At 72.1% G+C, this 16,559-nt stretch carries 17 protein-coding genes; 9 read left to right on the top strand and 8 right to left on the bottom strand.

What is annotated here, in order from left to right:
- Positions 1-8 precede the first annotated feature (8 nt).
- From BLV96_RS09365 to BLV96_RS09340, 7 genes are read left to right on the top strand one after another with little or no spacing between them, the layout of a single operon-like run.
- Entirely contained in the window at positions 9-932 is a 924-nt protein-coding gene (locus tag BLV96_RS09365) for a GHMP family kinase ATP-binding protein (RefSeq protein ID WP_086679146.1), read from the top strand.
- Between the two features lie 5 nt (positions 933-937).
- Entirely contained in the window at positions 938-1,960 is a 1,023-nt protein-coding gene (locus BLV96_RS09360) for a pyridoxal-phosphate dependent enzyme (RefSeq protein ID WP_086679147.1), read from the top strand.
- Entirely contained in the window at positions 1,957-3,150 is a 1,194-nt protein-coding gene (locus BLV96_RS09355) for an ATP-grasp domain-containing protein (RefSeq protein ID WP_086679148.1), read from the top strand. The genes BLV96_RS09360 and BLV96_RS09355 overlap by 4 nt, the downstream gene beginning before the upstream one ends.
- On the top strand, positions 3,147-3,317 hold the full coding sequence (locus tag BLV96_RS49725; RefSeq protein ID WP_158104193.1) for a hypothetical protein: 171 nt from the start codon (positions 3,147-3,149) through the stop codon (positions 3,315-3,317). Before BLV96_RS09355 ends, BLV96_RS49725 begins: the two co-directional genes overlap by 4 nt.
- On the top strand, positions 3,314-4,780 hold the full coding sequence (locus tag BLV96_RS09350; protein ID WP_086679149.1) for an argininosuccinate lyase: 1,467 nt from the start codon (positions 3,314-3,316) through the stop codon (positions 4,778-4,780). The genes BLV96_RS49725 and BLV96_RS09350 overlap by 4 nt, the downstream gene beginning before the upstream one ends.
- 17 nt (positions 4,781-4,797) lie before the next feature.
- Entirely contained in the window at positions 4,798-5,913 is a 1,116-nt protein-coding gene (locus BLV96_RS09345; RefSeq protein WP_086679150.1) for a GntG family PLP-dependent aldolase, read from the top strand.
- 51 nt (positions 5,914-5,964) lie between these two features.
- Positions 5,965-6,399 carry a VOC family protein gene (locus BLV96_RS09340; RefSeq protein WP_086679151.1) on the top strand — a complete coding sequence of 145 codons (435 nt, stop codon included), beginning with the start codon at positions 5,965-5,967 and terminating at the stop codon, positions 6,397-6,399.
- 6 nt (positions 6,400-6,405) lie between these two features.
- Here BLV96_RS09340 and BLV96_RS09335 read toward each other — a convergent pair whose 3' ends face one another.
- Complete coding sequence (locus BLV96_RS09335) at positions 6,406-6,684, bottom strand: DUF6355 family natural product biosynthesis protein (RefSeq protein ID WP_086679152.1); 279 nt, start codon at positions 6,682-6,684, stop codon at positions 6,406-6,408.
- A gap of 269 nt (positions 6,685-6,953) precedes the next feature.
- Here BLV96_RS09335 and BLV96_RS09330 point away from each other — a divergent pair, with 269 nt between their 5' ends.
- Positions 6,954-8,000 (top strand): glycoside hydrolase family 43 protein, encoded by a 1,047-nt coding sequence (locus BLV96_RS09330; protein ID WP_208608182.1) that lies wholly within the window; start codon positions 6,954-6,956, stop codon positions 7,998-8,000.
- A gap of 40 nt (positions 8,001-8,040) precedes the next feature.
- On the opposite strand, the gene BLV96_RS09325 is transcribed toward BLV96_RS09330, so the two are convergent.
- Genes BLV96_RS09325 through BLV96_RS09315 form a run of 3 tightly spaced genes read right to left on the bottom strand, consistent with a single transcriptional unit; the run spans position 8,041 to position 11,344 of the window.
- The gene (locus BLV96_RS09325) at positions 8,041-8,796 is read right to left on the bottom strand and encodes an SDR family NAD(P)-dependent oxidoreductase (RefSeq protein WP_086679153.1); all 756 of its coding nucleotides are present in this window, start codon (positions 8,794-8,796) and stop codon (positions 8,041-8,043) included.
- Between the two features lie 11 nt (positions 8,797-8,807).
- Entirely contained in the window at positions 8,808-9,800 is a 993-nt protein-coding gene (locus tag BLV96_RS09320; RefSeq protein WP_086679154.1) for an LLM class flavin-dependent oxidoreductase, read from the bottom strand.
- Complete coding sequence (locus tag BLV96_RS09315) at positions 9,797-11,344, bottom strand: acyl-CoA synthetase (protein ID WP_086679155.1); 1,548 nt, start codon at positions 11,342-11,344, stop codon at positions 9,797-9,799. Before BLV96_RS09315 ends, BLV96_RS09320 begins: the two co-directional genes overlap by 4 nt.
- Positions 11,345-11,459: 115 nt before the next feature.
- Between BLV96_RS09315 and BLV96_RS09310 the strand changes: the two genes are divergently transcribed.
- A complete protein-coding gene (locus tag BLV96_RS09310; protein ID WP_086679156.1) occupies positions 11,460-12,071 on the top strand; it encodes a TetR/AcrR family transcriptional regulator in 612 nt (203 codons plus the stop codon).
- Positions 12,072-12,133: 62 nt separating this feature from the next.
- On the opposite strand, the gene BLV96_RS09305 is transcribed toward BLV96_RS09310, so the two are convergent.
- Genes BLV96_RS09305 through BLV96_RS09290 form a run of 4 tightly spaced genes read right to left on the bottom strand, consistent with a single transcriptional unit; the run spans position 12,134 to position 16,351 of the window.
- Positions 12,134-13,537 carry an MmgE/PrpD family protein gene (locus BLV96_RS09305; protein WP_208608181.1) on the bottom strand — a complete coding sequence of 468 codons (1,404 nt, stop codon included), beginning with the start codon at positions 13,535-13,537 and terminating at the stop codon, positions 12,134-12,136.
- Positions 13,534-14,355 (bottom strand): cyclase family protein, encoded by an 822-nt coding sequence (locus BLV96_RS09300; RefSeq protein ID WP_086679157.1) that lies wholly within the window; start codon positions 14,353-14,355, stop codon positions 13,534-13,536. The genes BLV96_RS09305 and BLV96_RS09300 overlap by 4 nt, the downstream gene beginning before the upstream one ends.
- Positions 14,352-15,167 carry an HpcH/HpaI aldolase/citrate lyase family protein gene (locus tag BLV96_RS09295; RefSeq protein ID WP_086679158.1) on the bottom strand — a complete coding sequence of 272 codons (816 nt, stop codon included), beginning with the start codon at positions 15,165-15,167 and terminating at the stop codon, positions 14,352-14,354. Before BLV96_RS09295 ends, BLV96_RS09300 begins: the two co-directional genes overlap by 4 nt.
- Positions 15,164-16,351 (bottom strand): CaiB/BaiF CoA transferase family protein, encoded by a 1,188-nt coding sequence (locus BLV96_RS09290; protein ID WP_091388978.1) that lies wholly within the window; start codon positions 16,349-16,351, stop codon positions 15,164-15,166. Before BLV96_RS09290 ends, BLV96_RS09295 begins: the two co-directional genes overlap by 4 nt.
- Positions 16,352-16,559: the final 208 nt, after the last annotated feature.

Raw genomic sequence — 16,559 nt, 5'->3', positions numbered from 1 at the left:
AGAACGCCATGACCGAAGACCTCGCGGTCGCCGCCCCGGCCCCGGCCACCGTCACCGACCCGCGGGCGGGGAGCTTCCGCGTCGACGCCCACCACGGCGAGATCCTGCAAGGGGTCTTCGTCGCCGGCGGCCGGCTGCGCCGCGGCCTGGTCACCCTGCCGTGCCCGCTCTACAGCACCCGCGCCACCTTCCTGCCCACCGAGGACACCGGCACGACCGTGCGGCCGGCGTGGCGCAGCAAGGCCCGCCGCGCCGCCGATCTGACGCTGGCGCGGCTCGGCCACCCGGTGCCGGGCGGCCTGCTCGACCTCACCAGCGACATCCCGCTGTGCCGCGGGTTCGGATCGTCGACCGCGGACGTGACGTCGGCGATCGGCGCGGTCCTCGCCGCGACCGGCCGCGGTCTTTCGCCCGCCGAGGTCGGCGCGCTGGCCGTCGAGGCCGAAACCGCGTCCGACTCGCTGATGTACGGCGGCCGGGCCGTGGTCTTCGCCCACCGCGAAGGCGAGCCGATCGAGGACCTCGGCGAGCTGATGCCGTTGTCCGTGCTGGGTTTCGGCACCAGCCCGGGCGGCCGCGGCGTCGACACCCTCGAACTCACGCCCGCGCGCTACACGTCGTGGGAGATCGAGGCGTTCCGCCCGCTGCGCGGCCTGCTGCGCCGGGCCGTGGCCGATCGCGACGCGGGCCTGCTCGGCCGCGTCGCCACCGCGAGCACCCTGCTCAACCAGCGGCACCTGCCCATCCCCGGCCTGGAGGACATCCTCGCCGTCGCCCGCGCTTCGGGGGCCGCCGGTGTGCAGGTCGCCCACAGCGGCGACGTCGCCGGCCTGCTCTTCGACGCGACCGACGCCGAGACCCCGGCGCGGCTGGAGTTCGCCGCGACCCGGCTCGACGTGACCGAAACCTGGCAGTTCGAAACCGAGAGGTGAGTCCGATGACCCTTGCCGCCCCCGTCAGCCGGTCCGTCGTGGAGGCGACCGAGCTGCCCCGGATCATCCGGATCCGGCCGAACTTCCACGTCGCCGCCTTCGGCCTGATGAAGCTGCTGCCCGCCCGGTTCATGCTCGACCGCGCCGAGGAACGCGGCGAAGTCGGTCCCGGCACGACCGTGCTCGAGACGTCGTCGGGCACGTTCGGCCTCGGTCTCGCGATGGTCTGCCGGCTGCGGGGCTACCCGCTCACGATCGTCGGCGACCCGGCGATCGACGCGCCGCTGAAACGGCGTCTCGAGCACCTCGGCGCCCGCGTCGAGATCTGCCCGAAGCCCAGCCCGGTCGGCGGGTACCAGCGCGCGCGCCTGGACCGCCTCGAAGAACTGCGCGCCGAGTACCCGAACCACTGGGTGCCCGGCCAGTACCGCAATCCCGACAACCCGCGGTCGTACGCGCTGGTGGCCGAGCAGCTCGCCGAGACCATCGGCGTGCCGGACTGCCTGGTCGGCGCGGTCGGCTCCGGTGGGTCGACGTCCGGCACGAGTTCCTTCCTGCGGATGCTCGTCCCGGAGATGACGCTGATCGGCGTCGACACCCAGCGCAGCGCCATCTTCGGCCAGCCGGACGGGCCGCGGGTGCTGCGCGGGCTCGGCAACAGCCTGGTGCCGCCGAACGTCGACCACTCGAGCTACGACCAGGTGCACTGGATCGGCGCGGCCGAGGCGTTCGCCGCGACGCGGGAGCTGTACGCGCGGCACTGCCTGTTCATGGGCCCGACCAGCGGCGCGTCGTTCAAGGTCGCCGACTGGTTCGCCCGCCGCAACCCCGACGCCACGGTCGTCGCGCTGCTCCCGGACGAGGGCTACCGCTACCAGGACACGGTCTACTCCGATGAGTGGCTGCACGCGCAGGGGCTGGCGCACGCGGGCGCGGCCGAGCCGTACGAAGTCGTCGCGCCGACCGAGCCCGGCGGGTCGTGGACGTGGCTGAACTGGGGCCGGCGCTCGCTGGCCGACGCGTCATGACGCGCACGCTGCTGCTCGTCGAGAGCAACACGACCGGCACCGGGCGGCTGTTCGCGCGGCAGGCCCGGGCGCTCGGGTACGAGCCGGTGCTGGCCGCGGCCGACCCGTCCCGGTACCCGTACACGGCCGAGGACGGCGTGCGCGTGGTCCGGTGCGACACGGCGGACGCGTGCGCGGTGCTGGAGGCGGAGATCGGTGAGCCCGCCGGGGTGACGAGCAGTTCGGAGTACTTCATCCCCGTGGCGGCGCGGATCGCGGCGAAACTGGGGCTGCCCGGACCGGACCCGGTCGCCGTGGCGGACTGCCGGAACAAGGCCCACCAGCGGTCGGTCCTCGGGGCGCCCTGCACGGTGGCGACGTCGGTTTCCGAGGCCGTCGCGGCGGCGGTCGAGTTCCCGGTGGTGCTCAAGCCGGCCGAGGGGTCGGGCAGCGTCGGCGTGCTGCGGTGCGAGACGCCGGAGGCGGTGGCCACCCAGGCGGCGGCGCTGCTTTCGGTGACGCACAACGAACGCGGGCTGCCGGTGCCGGCGCAGGTGCTGGTCGAGCCGTACGCGAGCGGGCCGGAGTACTCGGTCGAGCTGTTCGGCGACGTCGTGGTCGCGGTGGTGCGCAAGCACCTCGGCCCGGCGCCGTTCTTCGTCGAGGTCGGCCACGACGTCCCGGCCGCGTTGCCCCCGCTCGACGAGACGGCGCTGATCGACACGGCCCGCGCGGCGGTGACCGCGCTGGGGCTGGGCTTCGGCGCGGCGCACGTCGAGATCCGGCTGACGCCGTCCGGGCCACGGTTGATGGAGGTGAACCCGCGGCCGGCCGGCGGCATGATCCCCGAGCTGGTCCGCGCGGCGACCGGCGTCGACCTGGTCGCGGCGCAGGTGGCCGCGGTCCTGGGGCTTCCTCCGGACCTTCGCGCCACTCGGCGGGCTTGTGCGTCGCTGCGGTTCCTGACGGCGACGTCGTCGTCGGTGGTCGCGGCCGGGGACGCGGTCGCGAAGGCGTCGTGCGTGCCGGGAGTGGCCGAGGCCCGGCTGTCCCGCCCCGACGGCACGCTCGTCCGGCCTGCCCGCGACTACCGCGACCGGGCCGGGCACGTGCTGGCCGTTTCGGACCGTCCCCGCGGCGCCCGCGCGGCCGCGGTGACGGGCCTGGACCGGCTCCGCGCGGCCCTGATCCCGGAAGGAGCCCGCCGGTGACCCTGCGGTTCCTCATCACCACGGTCGCCCAGACCGCCCGCACCACCCGCCCGGCGGACGTCATGAACGACTCTTTCATGTCGTCCGACGCGATGAACGAGTCGTTCATGACCTCCGGGCGAGCCACCGCACCCCACCCGGACACCCCGGAAGGAGCACCCCGATGACCATCGCCCCAGGCGGGACCGGCCGGCTCACCAGCCCCATCTCCGCCGCGGCCCGCGAAATCCTCTTCGACCGCGACACCGCCCCCGCCCCCGATCCCGTCGCCGCCGAACTCGGGCTGATCAGCCAGGTCGACCGCGCCCACGTCGTCATGCTCGCCGAACGCGGCATCGTCGAACCTGGGCCCGCGGCCGAGCTCCTGCGCGGCATCGAAACCCTGCGGGCGCACCGGTTCGCGCCGCTGCACGACGTCCCCGCCCCGCGCGGCCGCTACCTCGCCTACGAGTCCCACCTCATCGACACCCTCGGCGCCGGGATCGGCGGCATCCTCCACAGTGGACGATCGCGCAACGACCTCAACGCCACGGTCGTCCGGCTGCGGCTGCGCGATCCGCACGAACGCCTGCTCGCCGAGTCCGACGCGCTCGGCCGCGCCCTGCTCGACCGGGCACGGCGCTGGGCGGACGTCACCATGCCCGCCTACACCCACCACCAGCCCGCCGTCCCGATCACCTACGGCCACTACCTCGCCGGGGTGGCGAGCGCGCTCGTCCGGGACGTCGAAAGCCTCTGGCAGGCCGGCGCGGAGATCGACCAGAACCCGCTCGGTGCCGGCGCGGTCGGCGGGACGTCGCTGCCGGTCGACCAGCACCGCACCACCGCGCTGCTCGGCTTCGCCACGCCGATCCCGAACTCGCTGCACGCCGTCGCGTCGCGGGACCTGGTGCTGCGCCAGCTTTCCGCGGCCACCGTCCTCGGCGTCCTGCTCTGCCGCGTCGCCCACGACTTCCAGGCGTGGACCAGCGCCGAGGCCGGGCTGCTGCGGCTGGCCGACGACGTGGTCGGGTCCAGCTCGATGATGCCGCAGAAGCGCAACCCGTTCCTGCTGGAGCACGTCCAGGGCCGGGCGCTCGCCCCGCTCGGCGCGTTCACCGCGTCGGCGAGCGCGATGGCCACCGCGCGGTTCACCAACGCGATCGCCGTCGGCACCGAGGCCGTCGCCCCGGCGTGGTCGGCCCTGGAGGCGGCGACCGACGCCGTCGTCCTGCTGCGGCTGGTCGTCGAGGGGGCCGAACCGGTGCCGGAGCGGATGTACGAACGGGCCGTCGACGGCCAGACCGCGGCCACCCACCTCGCCGAACGGCTCGTCGCCGCCGGCGTCCCGTTCCGGCAGGCCCACCACGACGTCGGCGCCATCGCGAAGGAAGCGCTGGCGGCAGGGGTGCCGCTGCACGAGGTCGCCCGGGCCCGGCTCGGCGGGCAGCTCGAGCACGCGCTCGACCCGGCCGAGGTCGCCCAGCACGCGGCCCACGGCGGCGGGCCGGCGCGGGAGTCCGTGCTCGCCGCCGTCACCGAAGCCGAAACCGCGTTCGCCCGGATCCGCGGCGCCGCCGAAGAACGCCGCTGGCGCTGGAGCCAGGCCGAAATCGGCCTCGACGACGCCGTCCGAACCCTCATCCGCTGACCGCCAAGGAGCCTCCGATGACCACCTTCGCCGACGACCTCGCGACCCTCCGCCCGGAGACCGCGTCCACTCAGGACACTTACGTCGAGCTGCGCAGCGACACGTTCACCCTCCCGACGCCCACGATGCTGGAAGCTGCCGCGCGCGCCCCGCTCGGCGACGACGTCTACGGCGAGGACCCGACCGTGGACCGGCTGGAGCAGCTCGCCGCCGAGCTGCTCGGCAAGCAGGCCGGCTGCCTGATGCCGAGCGGCACCATGGCCAACCTGACCGCGTTGCTCGCGCACTGCCCGCGCGGCGGCAAGGCGATCGTCGGGCACGAGTCCGATGTGTACGTCTACGAAGCGGGCGGCGCGTCGCTGTGCGGCGGCATCGTCTACGACCCGCTGCCCAACCTGCCCGACGGCACGATCGACCCGGCGGCGATCGCCGAGGCGTGCGCGGTCGACCGCAGCGACCCGCAGATCGCGCCGCCGGCGGTGCTCAGCCTGGAGACCCCGCAGAACCGCTGCGGCGGGCTGCCGCTGCAGCTGGACTACCTCAGCGAGGTGTCGCGGCTGATCCGCTCGCACGGCATCGCCCTGCACCTCGACGGTGCCCGGCTGTTCAACGCGGCGGTGGCGCTCGGCGTCAGCGCGGCCGAGGTCGCCAAGCACGCGGACACCGTGCAGATCTGCCTGTCGAAGGGGCTGTGCGCGCCGATCGGCTCGGTGCTGGTCGGCGACCGTGTGACGATCGCAGCGGCGCGGCGCATGCGCAAGATGCTCGGCGGTGGCATGCGCCAGGCGGGGATGATCGCGGCGTGCGGCATCGTGGCGCTGACGGACATGACCGAGCGCCTGGCCGAGGACCACGCCCGCGCGGCCCGGCTGGCGCGCGGCCTGTCGCGCATCCCGGGCGTCCGGCTGGACCCGGGCCCGCCGTTGACGAACATGGTGTTCTTCAAGGTCCGCGACGACCGCTACACGACCCGCACCCTGATCGAGGCGGCCCGCCGCCGCGGGATCCGGGTGGAGGAACTCGGTACCGACCGCATCCGCGCGGTGACCCACGCGGGCGTCGACGACGACGCGGTCGACCGCGCGGTGTCGGTGTTCGGGGACCTCCTGGGCCACGACGCGATGGTCCGGTGACCCTGGCGGCCCGGGGCCGGGTGCGGGCCCCGGGCCGTCTAGGGTGCTCGGATGGGGACGATCAGGCAGGTACAGATCACGTTCGACTGCGCGGAACCCGAGCGGGTGGCCCGGTTCTGGTGCGAGGTGCTGGGGTACGAAGTCCCGCCGGCGCCGACGGGGTTCGCTACCTGGGCGGAGTTCGACGCGTCGTTGCCCGCCGATCGCCAGGGGGCGGCGTTCGCCTGTGCCGACCCGTCCGGTGTGGGGCCGCGGTTGTTCTTCCAGCGGGTGCCCGAGGGCAAGGTCGTGAAGAACCGGGTCCACGTGGACGTGCGGGTGGGCACGGGGTTGGCCGGCCAGGAGCGGCTCGCGGCGCTGGAGGCCGAGCGCGACCGGTTGATCGCGCTGGGGGCGAGCCACTTCCAGACGCTCTACGCCGACGAGTACAACGAGTCGTGCATCGTCATGCAGGACGTCGAGGGCAACGAGTTCTGCCTGGACTGAGGTGCCTCAGCACAGCCTCCCGGTGTAGTAGGCGCCGCGGTAGATGAGCGCGGGCCCGAGGTGCGTCTCGCCCGGGCCGACGCACCGGTTCTTGTCGGGCTCGCCCACCAGGTCCATGCGGATCTGGATGTGGGAGCCGTCCGAGGTGCAGTGGCCGTAGTACGCCTCGATGCCGCGGATGAAGTAGCCGCAGTCCGCCGTCGTGGTCGCCACCGCGGGCGTGGCCAGCAGCGCGGCCGTGGCCGCCGCCGCGCCGAGCGCCGCGGTGATGCGGGTGAACGTCATGGGTCCCTCCTCGGGGTGGCGGCGTCCGGCCGGTCCGGCTTGCCGCCGACCTGCCCACGCCCCGAACGCGGACCCGGTTGATCACGAACCGCCGACGTCACCCGGATGGCCGTGCGCGCGTGCCCGGCGTCCCGGTCACCGGTTCAGACCAATTTCGGCCTCGCTGAATCGAGCAAGTGCCCGCGGCCCTATCAAATACTCTCGATCACCGGTGATCCTTCCTGAGGTTCCCCGTTCCGCCGGGACCGCACTCGACGAAGGGTGGGGTCGTGAGGTTCGCCCGGTTCGCCGCCGCTTTGTTCCTGCTCGCCACGATGATCGCCGCCGGTCCACCCGCCCAGGCCGGCCAAACCTCCCTCAAAGCCGCCGACCCCAGCGTCCTGCGGGTCGGCTCCACCTACGTCGCCGTCCAGTCGTCCGGCGGCGGCATCGTCGTCCGGCAAGCCACCTCTCCCGACGGCCTCGCGGGCGCCACCGCGAAGCGGATCTGGTCGGACACCCGCGGCCGAGGGGAAGTCTGGGCGCCGGAGATCGTCACCGACGGCGGCCGCTTCTACGTCTACTTCACCGCCGGTACCGGGGCCGCGCACCGGATGTACGTCATCAGCTCGACCGTCGCCGACAGCGGGTACACCGCCGAAACCCAGCTCGCGCTGCCCGATGGCAAGTGGGCCATCGACGGGACCCTCTTCACCTTCAACGGCCAGCGTTGGTTCGTCTGGTCCGGGTGGGCCGGGGACACCAACGTCGAGCAGAACCTCTACATCGCCCGGATGAGCAGCCCCACCACCCCGACCGGCGCGCGGTACATCATCTCGCAGCCGCGGGAAAGCTGGGAACGGGTCGTCGGCAACCCGTACATCAACGAGGCCCCCGAGGCCATCAAGGATCCCAACGGGCAGCTGCACATCGTCTACTCGGCCAACGGCAGCTGGAGCGACCAGTACTGCCTCGCCGAACTCCGCCTGCGCGCCGGCGGGGATCCGACGTACGTCTGGGACTGGTACAAGTCGAACGGGTGCCTCTTCGGCTCGAACCGCGCCACCATGATGACCGGCTGGGACCCGACGCTCTACGTCAACGGCCCCGGCCACAACACGTTCGTCCTGCTGAACGGCGACATCGCGACCAGCCCGCCCGCCGGCCCGAAGTTCCCGCTGATGTTCCACGCCGTCCCGAAGGGGACGCCGTACTCCTGGGCGAACCGCTCCTGGTACACCGGCTCGTTCTGCTGGTGGGGCTCGACGACCTACCGCCGCGCGAACGTCCCGGGCGCGACCACCGACACCGGGTTCAGCCTGAAGTTCTTCGAGTGAGGGGGCCGGCGGGCCGGGGCACGACCCGCCGGCCGGTCCGTCACACCAGCGACGCCGTCAACCCGCCGTCGAGGACGTAGTGGCTGCCGGTGATCCAGGTCGCGCGGTCGGACGCCAGGAACGCCGCCACCTCCGCGATGTCCTGCGGGGTGCCCAGCCGGCCCTGCTTCGCCGCGACGAGGTCGCCGAACGGGACCTGGGTCGCCGCCTCGAAGTCGGGGACCAGGCGCTCGACCATGGCCGTGTCCGCGAAGCCCGGGCACACCGCGTTGACGCGGATCCCCGCCGGCCGCATCTCGACCGCCGCGACGCGCGTCAGCTGGATGACCGCCGCCTTCGTCGCGCAGTAGGAGCCGAGCAGCGGGCTGCCGCCGACGCCCGCGATCGACGCGATGTTGACGATGTTGCCCTTGGACTCCACCAGGTGCGGGGTCGCCGCCTTCATCGTCACGAACGTGCCGCGCACGTTGACCGCGAAGATCTTGTCGAAGCTCTCCGTCGACTGCTGCAGCAGCGGCGACGACACCTCGATGCCGGCGTTGTTGACCAGGACGTCGAGCCCGCCGAGGAGGTCGACGGCCTGCTGGATGGCCGCCTGGACCTGGCCTTCGTCGGTGACGTCGCAGTTGGCGACACCGGCCGCCCCGATCTCGTCGGCCGCCTGCTTGGCCGCGTCGGCGTTCATGTCGCTGATCACCACGCGAGCGCCGCGTTCGGTGAACAGCGCCGCGATCGCCTTGCCGATGCCCGCGCCGGAGCCGGTGACGAAGACGCGCTTTCCCTCGAGTTCGGACATGCTGGTTCCTCTCACATCGCTTCGATCTTGGGCAGGATCTCTTCCTTGAGACGCTTCATGTCGTCGAGCGTCTTCGCAACCGGGACGTCCTGGAACGGCGGCCACAGGAACGGCATCGTCAGCCCGGCTTCGCGGTACCGCTTGAGCTGGTCGGTGATCTGCGCTTCCGAGCCGACCAGCAGGTTCGTGCCCTTGCCCAGGAACGACTGGTCCATGTCCTGGTCGGTGATGACGAACCAGATCATGCTCGAGATCTCCAGGTCGTCGACCGACCGCGGCGTGTCGAGGGCGTCCAGCTCGCGCTGGATCTCGGTGCGCCACCGCGCGATGTCGTCCGGCGAGTCCTGGATGCCGATCCAGCCCGACAGGCCGTACTTCGCGATGCGCGCGGCCGAGCGCTTGGCGTCCTTGAGGCCGCTGAAGAAGATCGGCGGGTGCGGCTTCTGCACCGGCTTCGCGCCGAACCCGCTGCGCTGGAAGTCGGCGAACTCGCCGTGGTACTCGAACAGGTCGTTGGTCCAGATGCCCTGCATGATCTCCAGGGTTTCGCGGACGTGCTTGTGCCGCTTCGGGAAGATGTGCGACGCGCTCGCGGCGGCGAACTCCTCGGGCATCCAGCCGGACCCGACGGCGACGTTGAGCCGGCCGCCCGAGAGGTGGTCGATGGTGGCCAGCTCCGCGGCGAGGACGCCGGGGGAGCGGTAGGGCGTGTCGATGATGCTCATCCCGATCCGCACCTTCGACGTCTTGGCGGCGAGCCACGGGATGAGCGGCATGCCCTGCAGGAACTCGCCCCGCGAGCTCACCGGCAGGCCCTTCGGGAACCCCTCGATCATGCCGAAGGCGTACTGCATCTCCTCGGTGTCCGACGTCTCCGGCACGATGATCCGGTCGAGCGTCCAGACGGAGTCGAAGTCGAGGTCCTCGGCCAGCGCGGTCAGGTCCTCCAGTTCCCGCACGGTCACCTTGTCGCGGAAGTTCGGCAGGTAGAGGGCGAGTTTCATGGTGTTCCTTCCAGCTGGGTGGTGAGGGTCGTGCGGATCTCGGCCTTGAGGACCTTGCCGACGGTCGAGCGGGGGAGTTCCGGCCAGACTTCGATCTGCTTGGGTGCCTTGACGCTGCCGACGCGGTCCTTGACGAACGCGATCAGCTCGCCGGCGTCCAGTTCGGCACCGGGTCTCAGCTGGACGACGGCGGTCACGCGCTCGCCCCACTTGTCGTCGGGCAGGCCGATCACGGCGCAGTCGCGGACGGCGTCGTGGGCCAGCACGGCCTGCTCGACTTCGGCGGAGTACACGTTGAACCCGCCGGTGATGACCATGTCCTTGGCGCGGTCGACGATGTGGAGGAAGCCTTCGCCGTCGAGGAAGCCGATGTCGCCGGTGTGGTGCCAGCCGTGGGCGGACGCTTCCGCCGTCGCCTCGGGGTTGCGGTAGTAGCCGGCCATCACCAGTGAGCCGCGCACGCAGATCTCGCCGCGTTCCCCTTGCGGGACCGGGTTTCCGTCGTCGTCCAGGATCGCCACGGTGACCAGCGGCGACGGGCGGCCCGCCGACGACAGCCGTCCCGGGTGGACAGTCCCATCGGGACGCCGGTGCTCGGCCGGCGACATCGTCGAGATCATCATCGGGGCCTCGGACTGGCCGAAGAGCTGGGCCATCGGGCCGATCCGGTCGAGGGCTTCGGTCAGCCGGGTCGTCGACATCGGCGCCGCGCCGTACCAGAAGCACCGCAGCGACGAGAGATCCGTGGTGTCCAGGGTTTCGTGGCCGAGGACCAGGTAGATGAGCGTCGGCGGCAGGAACGTGTGGGTGACGCGGTGGCGTTCGATCAGCTCCAGGAAGCGGCCGACGTCGGGCTTGGGCATGATCACGACCTCGCCGCCGCGGGCGAGGACCGGGAAGCAGAGGACGCCGGCCGCGTGGGTCAGCGGCGCCAGCGCCAGGTAAACCGGCCGTCCCTCGAAGGGGTAGCTCATCAGCGTGATCGCCGACATCACCTCGAGGTTGCGGTCGGTGAGCATGACGCCCTTCGGCCGGCCGGTGGTGCCGCCGGTGCCGACGAGGGCGACGACGTCGTCGGGCTGCGTGGCCGCGGCGGAGGGGTCGTCTGCCGCTCGGCCGAGCCAGTCTTCGAACCCGGGCGCGAAGTCGTCGCCCTCGCCGAGCCGCACGAGCGTGGTCAGCTTCGGCAGGTTCGGGGCGATCTTGCGGACCAGGTCCTCGAAGGCGGGCTGGAAGAGCAAGGTGCCGCAGTCGAACAGGTCGAGGAGCTCGGCGTTCTCGCCGGCGGCGTTGCGCGGGTTGATCGGGCACCAGACCGCGCCGGCCCGGGAGATGCCGAAGACGCAGGTGAACGCGGTCGGGTCGTTGGCCGAGAGGATGCCGACCTTGTCGCCGGGCGCGACCCCCGATCGGCGCAGGGCGCGGGCGACGGCTTCGGCGAGCTCGACCACTTCGCCGTAGGAGCGGGAGACCCCGTCGAGGGTGAGGCAGGGCGCCCCGGGGTCCAGGGAGGCGCCTTTTTCCAGGTAGAAGTACAGAGACATCGTCGTCCCTTCCCGACTGCGCGGCGGCTGGTGACGACCTTGGCCGCCGTTTGGACGAATGTCAAGATTTTCTTGGACGATTGGTCAGAGAAGTGCTCGATGGTATGTTCGGCCGGTGACCAGCGCAGCCGCCGTGAGGCGCCGAGTCGACAAGTTCGAGGACCGCCGCCGGGAACTGGCCGACGCGGCGTTGCTAGCCCTGGCCGACCTCGGCTACGCCCGCACGAGCCTGCGCACGATCGCCGAGCACACGAAGTTCTCGCACGGCCTGCTGCACTACTACTTCGCCGACAAGGTCGAGCTGATCACCTACTGCGTGCGCCGTTACAAGGAAGCGTGCGTGCAGCGGTACGAGGGCGGCGTCGGGGCCGCCGACACACCTGAGGACCTCGCCGCGGCCTGCGCGGACGGGCTGGCGGCGGCGCTCGAAGAAGCCCCGCTCATGCACCGGCTCTGGTACGACCTGCGCACGCAGTCGATGTTCGAGGAGGCGTTCCGCGCCGACGTCGCCGAAATCGACGAGGGCCTGCAGGACATGATCTGGCGCAACGTCTCGGCGTACGCCGAACTCGCGGGCGCGTCGCCGAACTGCTCGCCGTCGGAGGCGTACGCGCTGTTCGACGGGCTGTTCCAGCAAGCTCTGCTGCGCCACCTCTCGGACACCGCCGAGGCGCTGGACGACTTCCGCCGCGGCGTCCGCGACCTGTTTCCCCGTCTGCTGCGCTGAAGGGCACCTTCCGCTCGTCACATGCGAGGAAGGTGCCCTTCAGCACGCCGGGGCCGCCGGGGTCAGGTGCGGAGCAGCCTGGTCAGCTCGGTGAGGTCACCCAGCTCCGCGAGTCCGTAGGTCAGCTCCGTGATCCGCGTGCTGACGTCCGCCGGCAGCACCCGCGCCGCGTTCAGGCGGAACTTCGTCGCCAGTTCGTCCGCCGACAGCGGGTTCTCCGGCCCGCCGCGGTTCGCGTCGACGCGCTCCTCCAGCTCACGGCCGTCCCGCAGCCGCACCCGCAGGACCGCCGGGAACTGGTGCGGGAAGATCTCGTCGCACCGGGCGTCCGGGACGCAGTGCACCTTGGCCGCCAACGCCAGCCGCGCGGGGTCCGCGGCGGCTTCGTCGGTGAAGTCGTCGTGGAAGACGCCGAGGCCACCGCCGCCCAGCAGTCCGGCCGCCACGGTGTACGGCCCGGAAAACGCCGCGTGGTAACCCGACTGCGGCCGGATCTTCGACTCGCGCGGCTCGCCGATCGTGCGCAGCACCGCCGTCGGCGCCCCCAGCTCGAGGTGTTCGATCTCCGCCGGGTCGACGCCCTGTGCCCGCAGCCGCCGGGCCGCGTCGATGCCCGCGTGGGTGAAGTGGTTGCAGGGGTAGGGCTTGAAGAAGATCCCGGGCAGTTCCCAGCGCTCGCCGAGGCCGTCGACGATCGCGTCCACATCGGACTGGTCGCCGCAGAACGCCTGAAGCAGCCCGAACCGGCCCTCCAGCACCGTGGGCGGGCCGGTGATGCCGTGGCGTGCCATGCCCGCCGCCGTCACCGCGGCGTGCGCCGCCCAGCCGCAGTGGACGCGCTTGACCGTGCCGCCGGTGCGGTTGGCTTCGAGGAGTCCGGAGCCCATGCTGGCCGCGATGCCGAGCGCGTCGGCGATCCCGAATTCGTCCACATCGGACAGCATTGCGGCGGCGGCCGCCGCGCCGAGCGCGCCGCAGATCGCCGTCGCGTGCAGGCCGCGTTCGAAGAACACCGAGTTGCCGAGTTCCTCGTCGTAGCCCGCCATGCCGAGCCGCACGGTGATCTCGACGCCGACACCGATCGCGTCCAGGAGCTGAGCGCCGGTCGCGCCGCGGGCTTCCGCCACCGCCAGCGCGGCCGGGACCACCGACGCCGACGGGTGCAGCACCGATGGCAGGTGCGTGTCGTCGAAGTCGAGCGAGTGCGCGAGGGTGCCGTTGAGCAGGGCCGCGCTCGGCTCGGGCAGCCGGTCGCCGGTGCCGATCGCCGTCGCCCGGCCTTCGCCACCCCACTCGCGCACCAGCGCGCCGACGGCCGCGGCCGGCTTTTCGGCGGTGGCGGCCAGGCTGTTGCCGAGCACGTCGAGGACGCGCCGGGCGGCGTCGTCCCGCAGCTGCGGCGGCAAGCCCTTCGCCCGCACCGACGTGGCGAACGCGGCCAGCTGCTGCACGATCGTCGCGGTCATGCGCTCACCGCCGCGAGGGGACGCACGGGCGAGCCGGTCCCGCCGACGATCCGCAGCGGCGCCAGCACGAACGCGAACTCGTGGACGCCTTCGGCCGCGACGGCTTCCAGGTTCAGGTGCTCCATGATGAAGATCCCCGACTCCACCAGCAGGATCCGGTGCACCGGCAGCACGGCGTGCCCGGCGCCGGCCGGGATCTGCTCGTAGGCCGTGGTGTCCGCGCCGGTCGCGACGACTTCGCGGGCCGCCAGCCACTCCGCCGCCGACTCCGTGGCGCCTGGGACGCCGGTTTCCTTGCCCATGTAGGAAACAGCGTCGTCGAAGTTGCGTGCCCAGCCGGTGCGGATCAACGCGACGTCCCCGCGCCCGGGCTCGGCGCCGGCCCGCTTCGCCGCCGCGTCCAGGTCGTCGGCCGTGACGCCGTAGCCCGGTTCCAGGGTGTCGACGCCGTGCACCGCGGCCACGTCCAGCAGCACCGCCCGCCGCAGCAGGCCGGGCAGGTTTTCCGCGCCGTGCGTGCGGAACACGCCACCCTGCTGGGCCTCGGCGGCGTCGACGTCACCGTGCAGCTTGCCGTCGTGGCTGACGTGCGAAAGCGCGTCGATGTGGGTGCCCACGTGCCCGCCGGTCACGATGATCTCGTTGGCGGCCGACCCGCCGTCCGGGCGGCGCATGTCGCCGTGGCGGCGGATCAGGGTCATCCGGAACCCGGGGTGGTTCGGCGAGCAGGGCATGCCGGTGAAGAACGGCTGCCCGAGCTCGATCAGCCGGACCCCGCCGGCGATCGCCGACAGCAACCGGTCCTGGGGACGTGTCATGAGTGCTGGCCTTCCTTTTCTGCCGCGAGCGCGAGCACCCAGCGGGCGCGGGCCACGATCGCGGCGTCGACGAACTGTCCGTGGTGGTCGATCCAGGCCGCCGACCCGGTGGTTTCCAGGTGGTCGAGCAGGTCGCTCGCCCAGGCGGTTTCCGCGGGATCGGGGGCGCAAACCTCGTGCACCACGGGAATCTGGGCGGGGTGGATCACCGACCGGCCGAAGAACCCGGCCGCCCGGCCGGCTTCGGTGCTGGCGCGCAGGCCGTCTAGGTCGCGCACCGCGGTCCAGACGCTCTGCACCGGGCTCGGCAGCCCGGCCGCCCGCGCGGCCACGACCACCCGCGAACGCGGCCAGGTCAGCGCGTCGCCGCCGGCGACCCGCAGGTCCGCGGCGAGGTCGGCCTCGCCGAGGGAGATCCCGGCGACGAGCGGGTGTGCGGTGGCGATCGCGAGGGCGTTTTCCACCCCCAGCGCGGATTCCAGCACCGGGTACACCGGCACGCCGAGCGCGTCGGCGACCCGCCGCACCTCGCCCGGGTCCTCACACTTCGGCACCCGGACGCCCACGGCCCCGGTCAGGGCCTTGATGTCGGCCTCACCGGCCTCGGTGCCGGGCGCGTTGATCCGGACGAAGGCCTTCGCGCCTTCGTCCAAAGCGGACAGTGCGTTGCGCCGGGCCTCGTCTTTCGCCGCCGCGGCGACGGCGTCTTCGAGGTCGATGATCACGGCGTCGGCCGGGCCGTCGAGTGCCTTCTTGATCCGGTCCGGCCGGTCGGCGGGCACGTAGAGCCAGCTGCGCAGGACGGTGCTCACTTGATCACGCCTTTGTCGCGCAGGGCGGCGAGTTCCGGCTCGCCGAGGCCGAGGCGGCCGAGCACCTCGGCGGTGTGCGCGCCGAGCGGCGCGCCGGCCGACGTGATCTTCCCGGGCGTCTCGGACAGCCGGAACAGCACGTTCTGCATCTTCACCGGTCCCAGTTCCTCGTCGTCGACGGTCGTGATGCTGTCGAGGGCGGCGAACTGCGGGTCGGTCATGACGTCGGCGGCGGTGTAGATCGGCGCGACGGCGGCCTGGGCCTCCTCGAACGCCTTCACGACGTCGTCGCGGTCGCGGTCGGCGATCCACGAGCCGACGGCGTCGTCGAGCAGGTCGGCGTGCTGCGCGCGCTCGGCACCGCTGGCGAACCACGGCTCGTCGATCAGCTCGGGGCGGCCGACCAGCCGCATCACGCGTTCGGCGATGGACTGGGCGCTGGTGGAGATGGCGACCCAGCTGCCGTCGCGGGTGCGGTAGGTGTTGCGCGGCGCGTTGTTCGTGGACCGGTTCCCGGTGCGCGGCTGTAGCGTGCCGAGCTGGTCGTAGGCGATGATCTGCGGCCCGAGCAGCGTCAGGATCGGCTCGATGATGGCCAGGTCGACGACCTGTCCGCGCCCGGTCTGCTCGCGGGCCCGCAGCGCGGTCATCACGGCGTAGGCCGTGGTCAGCGCGGCGATCCCGTCGGCGAGGCCGAACGGCGGCAGCGTCGGCGGGCCGTCGGGTTCGCCGGTGATCGCGGCGAACCCGCTCATCGCCTCGGCGAGCGTGCCGAAGCCGGGGCGCTTGGCGTACGGGCCGATCTGGCCGAACCCGGTGACGCGGGTGAGCACCAGTCCGGGGTTGATTTCCCGGAGGACGTCGTATCCCAGGCCCCAGCGTTCGAGGGTGCCCGGGCGGAAGTTCTCGACGACGACGTCGGCATCAGCAACCAGGTTCTTGAAGATTTCCTGGCCCTCGGGGGAGCCGAGGTAGAGGGTGATCGCCTTCTTGCCGCGGCCGAGCATCTTCCACCAGAGGCCGACGCCGTCGCGTTGGGCGCCGTGGCTGCGGACGGGGTCGCCGTTGGGGTGCTCGATCTTGATCACCTCGGCGCCGTAGTCGCCCAGCAGGGTCGCGGCCAGCGGGCCGGCGAACAGGGTCGCGGTGTCGAGCACCCGGATCCCGGACAAAGCGCCCGTCATGGGGCGTACCTGCCTTTCTCATCCGGCGACCGGAAGTTCCGTACCGTTTCGCCGGGGGGAACACTTGCGAACGTCATGTTTCGTAGTGATGTCTCTCCGTGTTTCCCAAGTTCGCACTGATCGCACGTGTCCGTCAAGTTATGCGCAGATGTTGACCCGACGTCGGCCCGGGTGTCACGATGACCGGTAACAAACCTGGCGTTTCGCT

The sequence above is a fragment of the Amycolatopsis pretoriensis genome, from assembly GCF_900107925.1.
GTDB classification, from domain to species: domain Bacteria; phylum Actinomycetota; class Actinomycetes; order Mycobacteriales; family Pseudonocardiaceae; genus Amycolatopsis; species Amycolatopsis pretoriensis.
The sequence above is the reverse complement of the archived record's forward strand: the minus strand, read 5'-3'. Positions and strand labels throughout refer to the sequence as shown.

Coding starts and splice junctions, on each gene's coding strand:
- BLV96_RS09320 (WP_086679154.1), bottom strand. CDS start 9,800: ATGAAACTCGCCCTCTACCTGCCGAACTTCCGCGACAAGGTGACCGTG.
- BLV96_RS09300 (WP_086679157.1), bottom strand. CDS start 14,355: ATGACACGTCCCCAGGACCGGTTGCTGTCGGCGATCGCCGGCGGGGTC.
- BLV96_RS09350 (WP_086679149.1), top strand. CDS start 3,314: ATGACCATCGCCCCAGGCGGGACCGGCCGGCTCACCAGCCCCATCTCC.
- BLV96_RS09305 (WP_208608181.1), bottom strand. CDS start 13,537: ATGACCGCGACGATCGTGCAGCAGCTGGCCGCGTTCGCCACGTCGGTG.
- BLV96_RS09355 (WP_086679148.1), top strand. CDS start 1,957: ATGACGCGCACGCTGCTGCTCGTCGAGAGCAACACGACCGGCACCGGG.
- BLV96_RS09360 (WP_086679147.1), top strand. CDS start 938: ATGACCCTTGCCGCCCCCGTCAGCCGGTCCGTCGTGGAGGCGACCGAG.
- BLV96_RS09365 (WP_086679146.1), top strand. CDS start 9: ATGACCGAAGACCTCGCGGTCGCCGCCCCGGCCCCGGCCACCGTCACC.
- BLV96_RS09290 (WP_091388978.1), bottom strand. CDS start 16,351: ATGACGGGCGCTTTGTCCGGGATCCGGGTGCTCGACACCGCGACCCTG.
- BLV96_RS09340 (WP_086679151.1), top strand. CDS start 5,965: ATGGGGACGATCAGGCAGGTACAGATCACGTTCGACTGCGCGGAACCC.
- BLV96_RS09345 (WP_086679150.1), top strand. CDS start 4,798: ATGACCACCTTCGCCGACGACCTCGCGACCCTCCGCCCGGAGACCGCG.
- BLV96_RS09335 (WP_086679152.1), bottom strand. CDS start 6,684: ATGACGTTCACCCGCATCACCGCGGCGCTCGGCGCGGCGGCGGCCACG.
- BLV96_RS09325 (WP_086679153.1), bottom strand. CDS start 8,796: ATGTCCGAACTCGAGGGAAAGCGCGTCTTCGTCACCGGCTCCGGCGCG.
- BLV96_RS09315 (WP_086679155.1), bottom strand. CDS start 11,344: ATGTCTCTGTACTTCTACCTGGAAAAAGGCGCCTCCCTGGACCCCGGG.